A 12,755-nucleotide genomic window follows, 5' to 3' on the forward strand; every position below is an offset into this window, starting at 1 on the left:
TTATGGCTGAAATTAAGGCTTGGTTAGGCGCTTTTCGATTGAGAACATTACCTCTCGCCTTATCCTGTATTATTACCGGATCGATGGCTGCCTGGGGAAGTGAGAGCTTTTCCCCTTCCATATTTGCCTGGGCCATTTTAACTACGGTGCTGTTGCAGGTGTTGTCCAATCTGGCCAATGATTTGGGTGATGCCGAAAAAGGTACTGACAATGAAAACCGGTTAGGCCCTGCACGAGCGGTTCAAAGTGGTGTGATCAGTAAAGAGGCCATGAAAAAGGCGGTTATCATTTGTGGTATTCTGGCTTTGTTTTCTGGGGTTTACCTGCTTTTCTTGGCTTTTGATTCCTGGAATCTGACCTGGCTCTTGTTTTTTATTTTGGGGCTGGCTTCAATCCTGGCAGCGATCAAATACACGATGGGCAAGGGAGCTTATGGGTACCGAGGTTTGGGAGACTTGTTTGTCTTTCTATTTTTTGGTCTGGTCGGTGTTTTGGGAGCCTACTTTCTTCAAACTGGACAAATTCAGTGGCACACCTGGCTCCCAGCCGTTACTATTGGTTGTTTTTCGGTGGGAGTGCTCAATTTGAACAACATGCGTGATATTGACAATGACCGCGATTCGGGGAAGCGAACTTTGGTGGTTTCAATGGGGCTTCCAGCGGCGCGTTGGTATCATCTGTCTTTACTCTTAGTAGGTTGGTTGGCGATGTTGTTGTTCACCTTTGAGAATTGGAAGTCACCTTGGCAATTATTGTTTTTGGTCACCTTACCTCTTTTTATAGCCAATGGCAAAAAAGCATACACCCACAAAACCCCTCAAGAACTTATTCCCTCGCTCAAACAATTGGCTTTAGGAACCTTCTTTTTTAGCCTCACGTTTGCCACCGGAATCATTTTAGCTCAGTGGTTATGATTCGGGCTACTTGCATTCCTTATCAGCTTCATTTTAAAAGACCTGGTGGAACCTCGCGTGGAGTTCTTCGTCAAAAGGAGACTTGGTTTATCCGATTGGAGGACACAGATACCGGTAAAGTTGGAATCGGTGAAACGGGACTATTCCGTGGCTTGAGTTACGACGATCGACCGGAATATGCTCAAAAAATCCAGCAGGTGTGTGGGGCTATCCAAGATTGGGATTCATTAAATGTTTCTTTATCTCAATTGACCGATTGGCCATCCATTCGATTTGGGTTGGAATCTGCGTATTTGGCCCTTCAGGCGGATAAGGAGTGGGAGTTGTTTCCTTCCGCCTTTACCCGATCCGAAGCCGGAATTCCCATTAATGGATTGATTTGGATGGGGGATCCTGCTTTTATGAAGGAGCAGATTCAAGAAAAGATTCAGGCTGGATTTCGTTGCCTGAAATTGAAAATCGGGGCTTTGGATTTTGATAAGGAAATCGAGATACTTTCCGAAATTCGAAAGACTTTTGATCCAAGCGAATTAGAAATTCGGGTGGATGCCAATGGAGCCTTTTCACCAGCAGAGACCTTGGACAAATTAAAGCGATTAAATCGGTTTCATTTGCATTCGATTGAGCAGCCGATCCGGGCGGGGCAATTGGATGAAATGAAGGATTTGGTGAGCAAAACCCCTTTTCCCATTGCTTTGGACGAGGAACTAATTGGTGTGACGCGACCTGAGGACCAAGATCGTTTGTTAACTGAAATTCAACCCCAATATATTATTCTCAAGCCAGCACTGGTAGGGGGCTTGGAAGCTTCAAGAACCTGGATTCGGAAAGCAGAAGAACGTGGAATGGGTTGGTGGATAACGTCGGCCCTGGAATCCAACATTGGCTTAAATGCTATTGCTCAATTTACCTATTCGCTCCAAACGGACCGTTATCAAGGACTGGGAACAGGTCAACTCTTTACCAATAACATTTCATCTCCCTTGGAAATTCGGGATGCGCATCTCTATTATGGAACAGGAGAGTGGGAGGTTCAATCCTTAAATTGGAATGATCCATCCTAAGTTCTCCATAAATGGAAAGGCGTTTGATTCAAACGCTCTTGAGAATGGGGAGCTATTCCCTCAAGAATTAGCTTCCATTCTTCAAAACTGGATGAGTGATGAAAAGCTCATGAAACTCCAATCATCTGGAACGACCACGGGTGAGCCCAAGCCTATTTATCTTGAAAAGTCGAAAATGATGGCCTCTGCTCAAATGACCGTGCAGTTTTTGGGATTGAGAGCAGGAGATACAGCCTGGTTGACCTTGTCGCCTAAATATATTGGGGGGCTAATGATGGTGGTTAGGGCGATGATTACAGGAATGAATCTGCATGTGGATGGTCCGGATATGGACTCCTTGGTGGCTTCAAAACGGCCGGAACAAATCGATTTGGGCGCCATGGTTCCCCATCAGGTGATGACTTTATTGGAACGTGCTCCTGAGAAGTTGAGAAATATCCAGAATCTGTTAATCGGTGGTGGACCCGTTTCAGGAACGCTGGCATCCGATTTAAAGGAGGTTGGGGGTAGAGTATACTCGACGTTTGGAATGAGCGAAACCATCAGCCATATTGCCCTAAAACAAATAAATGGTGCCGATTCTCAGGCTTATTATCAAACCTTACCGGGTATAAGCATTCAAAGTATTGGCGGGTGCCTGTCGATCAAAGCTCCAGGGCTGTTAGAAGAAGAACTGTTGACCCGAGATCGGGTGGAGATCCATTCTCCACGAGAATTTGTCTGGTTAGGCCGAAGCGATTTTATGATCAACAGTGGTGGCGTAAAAATCCATCCAGAAAAACTGGAGGAACGATTGGATAATCAGCTGAGCTGTTCCTTCGCTTTTATTGGAATTCCTCATTCAACGCTTGGGCAACAGCTCGTTTTGGTCGTGGAGGGTGATGTCCCGACCCATCTGGATTGGTCGGATTTTCAGCGCTATGAAATTCCCAAGAAGGTACTTAGCTTAAGCCATTTTCCCAGAACAGATACCGGTAAAATCAAGCGAGGGGTACTCCAGGAAATTATTCTGGATCAACTCAAATAATGGGTTATTCGATGGCTCGGTGTTTCGCGTAGTTTTCCCAGTTACCCAGCACATCTTTCAAATCTTCGGGCCACTCTGAATTGAAGTGCATAAACTCTCCCTTGGTGGGGTGGGTAAAGCCAAGGGTTTTAGCGTGTAAGGCTTGTCTCGGAAGAATCCGAAGGTTGTTTTCAACGAACTGCTTGTATTTGTTGTAAATCGTTCCCTTTAGGATACGATCGCCGCCGTATTCCGGATCTCCGAACAGAGGATGGCCGATGTACTTAAAATGCGCCCTGATTTGATGAGTTCTACCGGTTTGTAATTTACACTCGACCAGTGAAACATAGCCAAAAGACTGGAGCATTTTAAAATGCGTAATGGCCGCTTTGCCGTAGTCGCCATCGGGAAATACGGTCATTAATTTTCGGTTCTTAGGACTACGCCCTAAATGGCCTTCAATGGTTCCTTCAGCTTCGGGTTCGCCCCATACCAAAGCATGGTATCTTCGATCCGTTGTTCGATCAAAAAATTGTTTGGCGAGGTGAGCCATGGAAAATTCGGTTTTGGCAATCACCATCAATCCGGACGTGTTCTTATCCAGTCGATGTACCAATCCCGGACGATCATCCTGCCCACGTGCCGGAAGATTTTCAAAGTGGTAGGCCAGCGCATTTACCAAGGTACCTGTATAGTTTCCATGCCCCGGGTGAACGACCAATCCAGCAGGCTTATTGATCACCAGCAGCTCTTCATCTTCGTAGACTATATCCAGGGGAATATTTTCAGGAAGTAGTTCAAATTCTTCACGTTGGTAGGGAAGAAACAACACGATTTCATCGTTGGGTTTCACCTTGTAATTAGGCTTTACGGCCTTCCCATTTACTTCAAGACAATTAGCTTTTGCTGCTTGTTGTAACTTACTTCTGGAAACGTGAGGGAGCCGGGTAGACAAGAACTTATCAATTCGAAGGAGCTGCTGCCCTGGATCTACCTGAATACGTTCAACCTCGTAAAGCTCCTCATTTTCGGAGCTACTTTTTTCGGAATCTTCCTTTACCATGCTATTTGGAAATCACCAGCTTCCCAGTGAAATCAGGGTGTCCATCTCTTTGTACCCGGACCACATAAAATCCATTGGGTAAGTTCGGTAGACTTACTGGTTCACCATCTGTTCGCTGGTAATGTACTTCTTTGCCTTGGAGGTTGTAAAGTTGAACCTGGGCTGATTCTCCCGACTCTAAACCATCCAGTTGAAGCCAGTCACGGGCAGGGTTAGGGTAGATGGAGAGGCCCGAATACTCAGGCATAATGGTTTGATTACTTAATGGGGTTTCATCGCCATTTCCAAAATCGGCGCGGATCATAATGGTTCCTTTGTAGGACGTATTTTTCCACTCGCCATCAAATTCAGAAATAAAGGTTCTCTTTTCGTTATTGTAGCTGTTGTCGTAGCCTACGTAGGTTTTGTAATTGCTTATTTGCTCCCAGCCAATGTAGAATTTACCATCAACCACCACTCCTTGAGGAATGGTATAACGGTGAAAAGTTCCGGCAGGAGTATTGATGACATCAATGGAACCGCTTTCATACACGGGACCCGAATTGAGGTCTCTGAACACTTTTAGGTTCACCCGGTGATTTAGGGTAGGACTAAATGTTTCTACGAAGTTGATGTAAATGGCTTTTAAGGTGTCTTCAATAGGTGTTTCAAATTCCACAGCCACCTGGGTTCCAACCAGATTCAGGTGATAGGTTTGCTCAGCCGACCAATCGTCATACGCGTAGTAGCGATCAAAAATTTGAGAAAGCTCTAAATGGTTGTTTTCCTTTCTAAACACATCCGAGGATGCATTCGCTTGACAATAGACCCGGAACCATTGTCTTTCTTCTTGATCCACGGGAAATGTGAAATACTCGTCAAAAGCATTGAAAGGCATGTCCATCGGATAAAACGAATTTGCCGGAACAAAGGTGTTTTGATAAGTCTTAGAAGTATAATGCGGATTTACATTACCCGCTTTGTAGACTCGGAACAAGGCCCGGCATTCATCCGTTGTTTGGCTCAGGTTGTTCATGACCAGGTTAATGGAGTCTCCGCAAAATTCGCTTGGATTTGTTTTGTAGTGCAACCAAGGCATTGCCGTATATTCCTTAAGGGTGGTTCTCAAGGGCATGGCAATGGCGAAATCAATTATCGTGTCATTAACAGATTTGCCAGATCCCATTTCAATGTAATCCAGGTGCCAGTGGTCAAAGTTTCCGGATAAAGTGGCAAAATTCTGAAAGCGGAATCGAAATCCCTTTTGCAAATACTTCGCTTCGTCAATGTGAATCAACACTTTTTGAAAAGCCTGATTAGTATCACCTTCGCGACTCCAAACCGTAGACCACCGATTGGTTACCGGGCTGTAGAATTGAAGGACAAGTGAATCTTCTTTTTCCGGTTGATCTGCCAAGCCCTCGGGCTGAACAAAAAAGCTAAGACCGATACTATCTCCGGGCAAATAGGGTACAAGAGTAGATCCTACGAGATGATCAAAAAGATTGATTGGTTTAGAGGTAAAGCGGTCCGCAATTCCGTAGGTATAATCTTCGGAGTTGTCATAAGGCCAGTTTAAACTATCCAATCCATCAAACGAGACCACTCCTAATGAGGGGCTTCTGTCACAAAGCGTTTGATTCCATCTGACACTACCAGCAATCCAATAGGAGCTACCATCGTCTTTGGAAAAATAATGCCTCAACTTAAAGTTGTACATGGTGGAATCCGGAGTCAACGGTAATTTCCGGGTTATCCCATTTTGAGTGTGAAGGGAATAGGAGGGAAAAACGTAGAATTCTTTTTTGACTTTGAAAGGTTCGAGACTATCGTAAACCTGAACCAGAAATGAATCTACCCGGATGGTATCAAATCCTCCGTTTATCGGATCTTCTACGTAATTGAAAACGGCCGATGTGCGGAATTCAAGGGTATCTGGAAATTGTCCGTCAGCGCTGAAATGGTAGCTTGCTGAATCAAAAACTGATGGATCGTTGGTATCGTGGGTGAAGATCTTGATTTTGTAATCTACAAAGTCGTCAAATAGCGGAAGGCTTAAGGTGTCAAGGAGATGGTGGATAACCACATCGTCTGCCCGACTGCCATCCCCTCTTTCGGCTTTCTGTTGCGTAGGGTGTTCAAAGGCTGCAGCTGGTAGCGTGTGAACCTCTTCGATTTGCCCAAAGGCAACCGAGGAACACAACATGATTAGCAATCCGATATAGAGATTACGGAACTTCATTGGTGTCTAGCGGTGTTAGTACGCTATCTATCGAAGATACAGCAATTTTATTGCGGTCGTTGGTAATAAATACTTTAACGGTAGTGCCCAGATATACAACTGCTTCCGGTCCTGTTTCGGGAAGTTGACGGTAAATAAACCAATCAAGTGAATCGGCTGGGTCGTATTCTCCATCCGGAACGGCGGCACTTAGTCTCAACCCTTGCTCAGCCAAATACTCTTCAGCAGCGAAGGCGTGCATTCCAATCAAGTTGGGTACAGGAATGAAATCATCCCCTTGACCTCCACCTAATACCAAATCGAGTTTTGTACCGGAGGGAAGCATTTCACCGGGCTTTACCCGAACGCTATCCAGCTCCAGCCATTCCACGCAATCTACACAAACAGCTGGGATGTAGCGAATTTCTCCAATCTTGAATCCCAAGGTTTGTAGCTGAAAAATGGCACTGCGTTTAACCACATTTACCAACGTGGGAACCGGAATTTTCCGAGAGGCATAGGTGCTGACGTACACGTAAATTTTACGGTCTTGTTTTACGTGAAATCCTGAATCAGGAATCTGTTCCATGATCATTCCGCCAGGCGTGTCTTCCAATGCAATCGAATCTACTACCATGTAATCGAGCTGTCTCTCCTTCAATATAGACTCCACTTCAGACAAATGGTAGCCACGAAGGTTGGGAACTTCAATTTCCTCTCCATGAAGGGTATAGGACTTTAAAAGGGCCATAGTAGCCCAAATACTGAGGACAACCACAACAGCGAAAATGGCCAGGTTGATCCAGAACTGGCGAGTAAATACGAAACGGATAAAACGCAACATAAGCGGCAAAGATAATCGGTCTTTCAGGATAACACGTCTTTGCCTGGGAATTGGTACACAACCATTCGTGAATTAGAGTTAAAAGAGATTGGAGATGTGAGTCAGGAGATGCGAGAAACGAGAAAGGAGATGCGAGATTCAAGATTGGAGATTGAACTTTAACAGTTACCCTTAAGATTTCCTAAACCTGTTAGTAATTCCCTTGAAAACTACGGGGTAATGCTGATCTTTGCCGCAGAACAGGCGATTATTTTTGTTTTAAATCGCGTCTATGTCAAAATTGAATATCGCCGTCATTTGTGGTGGCTACAGTGGGGAATACGACATTTCCATGAAGAGCGCGGCCACGATCATGGAGAATTTGGATCCGGCCAAGTACGAAATTTTTCAGGTTATCTTAGAAACTTCCGGTTGGAAGGTTTCCGACTCTTTGGGGCAGGAATGCTCGATCGTTAGAGCTGATTTCAGTTGTGATCGTCAGGGAGAGAACCTGAAATTTGATGCCGTGATCAATGCGGTTCATGGTACGCCTGGTGAAGACGGATTGATTCAAGGGTATTTTGACATGCTCGGTATTCCTTACAACAGCTGTGATGTCTTGATCAGTTCTCTTACTTTCAACAAAGGATTTTGTAATCAGTATTTGAAGCAAACCGGAATTCGCGTTGCTGATTCGGTTCTATTGCTTGATCCTGAAGAACGATCTGTAGACGAGATTTTGGAAGTAACGGGCTTGCCCTGCTTTGTGAAACCCAACGATGGTGGCTCGAGTATTGGTGTTTCCAAGGTGAAGCACAAAGAAGAAATGCTACCGGCCATCCACAAGGCTTTTGAGGCTGGAAATCGGGTATTGATTGAGCGCTTTGTTCAGGGTACAGAAGTTACTTGCGGTGTTATTCGCAAGGATGGAAAGGTCACCCCTTTGGCAGTAACGGAGATTGTGTTTGCCAGTGAGTTTTTTGATTATGAAGCCAAATACAATTCAGCAGATACCCAGGAAATTACCCCAGCTCGCATATCCGATGATCTTTATGCCAAATGCATGAAGATTTCTGCCGAGATTTTTGAACGACTCAATTGCAAAGGATTTTTCAGAGCCGACTTCATCATTCAGGATGGTGAGTTTTTCCTCATTGAGGTAAACACAGTTCCAGGTATGTCCAAAATGAGTTTAATGCCTCAGATGATCGAACATGCCGGGTTATCCTTGGGTACTATTCTGGATGAGCAAATCTCGGAAATGGTTTCGGGCAAAAAGATGGCCGTGAACTAATCCAACTGCTGTAAAAAATCAACCAATTTCTGCGTCGCTCTTGCCCGGTGAGAAATCTGGTTTTTTTCCTCCAAACTCATTTCTGAGAAGGTGCGGTCAAACCCTTTGGGGATAAATAGAGGATCGTAACCGAAACCTTCGTCACCTCTTTTTTCTTCAATGATCTGGCCTTCTACTATGCCTTCGAAGTAGTATTCGTTGCCATTGAGCAATAGAGAAATTACGGTTCTGAATCGGGCAGTACGGTTTTCTTTGCCGTCCATTTCACGAAGCAGTTTGTTGCAATTGTCTTCATAAGAGCAATTCTCTCCAGCATACCGGGCTGAATAAACCCCGGGTTCACCGTTGAGGGCATCCACCTCTAGTCCCGTATCATCGGCAAAACAGTTGACTTCATAGCGGTCTTTGATGTAATGTGACTTCTGAGAGGCATTGCCTTCCAGGGTATTTTGGGTTTCTGGAATGTCACCGCTAAAGCCAATTTCCTGCAAGGACTGAATGGTGAATCGGGATCCAACCAGATTTTGGACCTCCTTTAGTTTATTCGCATTGTTTGTAGTAAAAACCAGATTCATACACGATCTTTGTGGCTTCAAAAGTAATTCAATCCATGTTTGATTTTCCCGCTTACCGCAAGTACCCCAATGAGCGAAATTTCTTCAAAATAAATTCGGAAACGGAGTTTGAAGAGGTCCAAAAGATTGGGGAACAATATTTCCACTACCGGATTGAAATTCAAACCTATGCTGAGCGTTTGAGAATTCAGGATATGCTCCAGAAAGAGGGAGGATATTGGTTGGATTCTTCCGAAGCCGAGTACAATTTTTTCCTGGGCGAAGTAGAGCAGTAGTCAGAATTCCAGCCTCATGGCGCGATGGGGAATTCCATCTTCCAGGTATTCTTCTCCATAACCAACAAAGCCCAGGTCTTCATAGAATCGCTTAAGGTATACCTGTGCAGAAATGCGAATTCCTTGGTTTGGATAATGATCCCGACACCATTCAATTCCTGATTTCATTAAGTCTATTCCATAGCCGTTCATTCGTTCCGAACGTTTAACCACAACCCTCCCAATGGCGGGATCTTGTCCAGGTTTTGGGAGCACCACTCTCAGGTAGGCAACCAATCCGTTTTTCTCAAGCATTAGGTGAACCGAGTCCTGGTCTCGGCCATCGCATTCTTGATAAGGACAATCCTGCTCAACGACAAATACTTCCGTTCTTAATTGAAGGATGGCATACAATTCATCCCGAGTTAGTTCTTCCCAGGTCTTAAAGGTCTGTTTTATACTTCCGTCCATGTTTCCAGATCTGTATGAAATATCCAGGACCTCACAGGTTTATCGGTCATTCGGCTTACGAGATGTTTGCCCAATACCATTTCCTGTTTGTCCTTTTCTTTCACCTTGCCCATTCGATAATGAATGACTTGCCACTCCTGCTGTTGCATAACCACGCGGTCGGGGCGAACTTGATCGCCTGAAGGGGCTTGCAGTTCAGGTTGATTGAGGATGCGATCTCCCCAAAATTGGGCTGAATTGTTTAATTCTTGATGTAGATTTTCAATCCGTTGGATCGTTTGTTCTTCCTCTTTCTCGAGGGCTTGAATCTCAGACTCCCAAACTATATCCCAGTCATTTGGAGTAATAACCTGAGCCAATTTTTTCTGAAGCTTAAGGTGCCATTCCAAGGCTGGATCTGGAGTTGTTGCCGGGCTATTCAAGGCTTCAATAAATCGATCATCTTCTGGGAAGGATCCCAATTGTTCAAGGTGAAACTCTCCCGAATGATCTGCCTTGGATTCACGAATTACAGGCTCTTTACTTCCCCGTACAAAAGTGATATCCTGCCAACCATCCATTCTGCGTAAGGCGGGAACAAACAATTCGGCAAAATACAGGTTTCGTCCTTCGTCTTCGGTAAAGACGTACAAACGTTCGGCGGCTCGGGTCACGGCAACATAGAGCAGATTGAGCTCGTCCAGCTTGGTTTTATTGAGTTCTTCTTCATACCGACTTTTATGAGGGGTGAATTCCAGGTCCTTTGAGGTTCTTACAATTCCAGCCGGTAAGCCAAATTGCTCTTCATTCAATGGAAGCCAGGTAAATTCAGTAAGTCGGTATTTCCAATTGGCGTACGCAAACAAGACCACAGGAAATTCGAGTCCTTTGGATTGGTGAATGGTCATCAAGCTCACCGCTTCAGCTCCTTCAGGTAAGCTTAAACTCAGCTTTTCTCTGCGTTCATCCAGGTAAGTAATCAGGCCGTTGAGGCGCATTTCCCGACTCTGAAAGTAGTTATGAACCTCATTCAAATAGGCACTCAAGTAGGCATTGTCACTTTGATCCAGGTGCAGGGCACAAATGATGGTTTCCACCAGCTGATAGCCGTTGGCATGGAGGAGTAGCTTTAAGTTTAGGGAAATACCTAAATCTTCTAATGCGTTACTAAAGGTGTGCAATCCTGGATGTCGAATCAGTTGCTGAAAGACTTCATGCGAAGTGGCTCGATCTGGATTCAGTTGATTCCATAATGTCAAAGCTTCCACCTGTCTGTGAACCTGATGTGGATGGGCAATAACTTTCAAAAAGGCATGAACCAGCTTGACTTCGATAGATCCAAACAGGAGTAGAGCCTCGGATGAAATGACGGGAATATCGTGTTTCAAGAGCAAAGAGGCCAGATAGGAAAGGTCTTTATTTTTCCGGCAGAGAATACAAACATCCTTCCAAGCGTAGCCGTCAGCTTTTAGCTCCTGCAACAAATTAGGCAGGCGCTCTGAATGCCACTCATTCATGTCCACCTCTTCGGGTTTGAACTGTATTTCTACATAACCCTTCGGTTTTTCCCGAACCGGATTTTGCTGGTGATTCAGAAATATGTCTTTGACCAATTGAGGCTGCTCATCTACAATGCGCTCAAATAATTCATTGTTGAAATTCACAACTTCCGGGCTAGACCGATAGTTGTTTTCCAGGTTAAATTCCTGAATGTGATGACTTAGCGAAATCAATTGTTCATGGAGAATCGGATCTTCATTGGGATTAGGCAATTGAGGCATGTACACAAACTGGTCTACATCTCCTCCCCGCCATCGGTATATAGCTTGTTTCCCATCTCCTACGATCAAATCTTTTCCCCCCTGAGCTAAACTATTTTCGAGTAGGGGAACCAGGTTTTTCCACTGCAAATTAGAAGTATCCTGAAACTCATCGATCAAAAAATGTTGGTAGTGCTGGGCGGTTCGTTCATAGATAAATGGAGCCGATTCCTGAGCAACAAATTGAGAAATGATTCGGTTAAAATCCGAGATGAGAACTACGTTGCGTTCCTTTTTCAGTTTTTCAATTTCCTCACTTATCGCCTGAGAAAGTCCCATCGAGTAAAGGTTTCTACTCAAAAGCTTGAGCATCTTATACCGACCCAAGTGATTTTCCAGGCTTTCTTCGGTATTGGCCATCAAGACCAGAAGTTCGGGCTTAATTCCAGCAATTTTCTGCTTTTCTTCTGCAGTGGCCTTTCCCGAAACCCATTTATCTGAGGACCGAGCTTTCTCTACATTACTATTAAAGAGATTGGAAATGTCTTTTCGAATCAGCTTTTTAAACAGTCCCGGCACTCCCCGTGAACCATAAAAGAAAGCCGACTCGCTGAGTCCTTGTTCCAGAATAAGCCCTTGTCCGGCTTCACCCCATTCCACCCACTGGTTTTCGAGCTCAGCCACTTCCTTTTCCCAGGCTTTACCAGCCTTTAGAAAATCTTCTTCGCTCACCGTGAGCAATTGCTTTACATAGGGCTGGGCTTGTTCGCTGAGTAGTATACGGGCAAAATTCAATAGTTCAGCTTCTACCCGCCAGTTCTTGTCGTCGCTCACCCGGTCCAATACGAATTCGGTTAAAAAACGCATCAAATCCGGATCATCGGAGGCACGATCCATGAGTCGGGTGATGGCTTCCTGAAGAAATCGGGTTTCGTCCAATTCTACTTCAAAGCTGTTGCTCAAATCCAGTTCCGAGGCAAAGGTTCGAATGATGCGGTGGATAAAGCGATCGATGGTTTGAACCGAGAAGGCGGAGTAGTTGTGCAGCAGCTGAGCCAGGCAGTTTTTGGAGCGGATAGCTATTTCCGTAGCATCCAGTTTTAGGCTGGGGTCTTCCAGTAAAAGTGAGAAGTGTGGACTGTTGTGACGTTCCTTTGAATCGGCTAATTGCAGGAGGGCTGCAATAATTCGCTCCTTCATTTCGTTGGATGCCTTGTTGGTAAAGGTCAATGCAAGAATGGAGGAGATTCCTGATTCATAGGCATCCGTCAATGCAATTTTCAGGTATTCCTGAACCAGTGTAAATGTTTTGCCCGATCCGGCAGAAGAACGAAAAACAGATAAGCTCAAGC

11 protein-coding genes are annotated in these 12,755 nt (G+C 44.9%); 5 read left to right on the forward strand and 6 right to left on the reverse strand.

The window, feature by feature from the left end:
* Positions 1-2: 2 nt before the first annotated feature.
* From KFE98_11510 to KFE98_11520, 3 genes are read left to right on the forward strand one after another with little or no spacing between them, the layout of a single operon-like run.
* The gene (locus KFE98_11510; GenBank protein ID UTW60678.1) at positions 3-914 is read left to right on the forward strand and encodes a 1,4-dihydroxy-2-naphthoate polyprenyltransferase; all 912 of its coding nucleotides are present in this window, start codon (positions 3-5) and stop codon (positions 912-914) included.
* Positions 911-1,978, forward strand: coding sequence for an o-succinylbenzoate synthase (menC, locus tag KFE98_11515; protein ID UTW60679.1), 1,068 nt, complete (start codon positions 911-913; stop codon positions 1,976-1,978). The genes KFE98_11510 and menC overlap by 4 nt, the downstream gene beginning before the upstream one ends.
* On the forward strand, positions 1,965-3,005 hold the full coding sequence (locus KFE98_11520) for an AMP-binding protein (protein UTW60680.1): 1,041 nt from the start codon (positions 1,965-1,967) through the stop codon (positions 3,003-3,005). Before menC ends, KFE98_11520 begins: the two co-directional genes overlap by 14 nt.
* Before the next feature lie 4 nt (positions 3,006-3,009).
* Here KFE98_11520 and KFE98_11525 read toward each other — a convergent pair whose 3' ends face one another.
* The 3 genes from KFE98_11525 to KFE98_11535 are packed head-to-tail and all read right to left on the reverse strand — an operon-like array spanning position 3,010 to position 7,091.
* Complete coding sequence (locus KFE98_11525) at positions 3,010-4,047, reverse strand: RluA family pseudouridine synthase (protein ID UTW60681.1); 1,038 nt, start codon at positions 4,045-4,047, stop codon at positions 3,010-3,012.
* A 1-nt stretch (position 4,048) separates the two neighbouring features.
* On the reverse strand, positions 4,049-6,268 hold the full coding sequence (locus KFE98_11530; protein UTW60682.1) for a T9SS type A sorting domain-containing protein: 2,220 nt from the start codon (positions 6,266-6,268) through the stop codon (positions 4,049-4,051).
* Positions 6,255-7,091: a PASTA domain-containing protein gene (locus KFE98_11535; protein UTW60683.1), complete on the reverse strand. Its 837-nt coding sequence runs from the start codon at positions 7,089-7,091 to the stop codon at positions 6,255-6,257. The genes KFE98_11530 and KFE98_11535 overlap by 14 nt, the downstream gene beginning before the upstream one ends.
* 271 nt (positions 7,092-7,362) lie before the next feature.
* On the opposite strand from KFE98_11535, the gene KFE98_11540 reads away from it, so the two are divergent.
* On the forward strand, positions 7,363-8,364 hold the full coding sequence (locus tag KFE98_11540) for a D-alanine--D-alanine ligase (protein UTW60684.1): 1,002 nt from the start codon (positions 7,363-7,365) through the stop codon (positions 8,362-8,364).
* Here the strand turns inward: KFE98_11540 and KFE98_11545 are convergent.
* The gene (locus KFE98_11545; protein UTW60685.1) at positions 8,361-8,939 is read right to left on the reverse strand and encodes a non-canonical purine NTP diphosphatase; all 579 of its coding nucleotides are present in this window, start codon (positions 8,937-8,939) and stop codon (positions 8,361-8,363) included. The two genes, KFE98_11540 and KFE98_11545, sit on opposite strands and share 4 nt — an antisense overlap.
* An 11-nt stretch (positions 8,940-8,950) precedes the next feature.
* Between KFE98_11545 and KFE98_11550 the strand changes: the two genes are divergently transcribed.
* Positions 8,951-9,214, forward strand: coding sequence for a hypothetical protein (locus tag KFE98_11550; protein ID UTW60686.1), 264 nt, complete (start codon positions 8,951-8,953; stop codon positions 9,212-9,214).
* On the opposite strand, the gene KFE98_11555 is transcribed toward KFE98_11550, so the two are convergent.
* Together KFE98_11555 and KFE98_11560 are read right to left on the reverse strand one after the other, a co-directional pair.
* Positions 9,215-9,664: a GNAT family N-acetyltransferase gene (locus tag KFE98_11555; protein UTW60687.1), complete on the reverse strand. Its 450-nt coding sequence runs from the start codon at positions 9,662-9,664 to the stop codon at positions 9,215-9,217.
* Entirely contained in the window at positions 9,649-12,753 is a 3,105-nt protein-coding gene (locus KFE98_11560) for a UvrD-helicase domain-containing protein (GenBank protein UTW60688.1), read from the reverse strand. The genes KFE98_11555 and KFE98_11560 overlap by 16 nt, the downstream gene beginning before the upstream one ends.
* Between the last annotated feature and the right edge of the window lie 2 nt (positions 12,754-12,755).

This window comes from bacterium SCSIO 12741, from assembly GCA_024398055.1.
GTDB lineage: Bacteria > Bacteroidota > Bacteroidia > Flavobacteriales_G > Salibacteraceae > SCSIO-12741.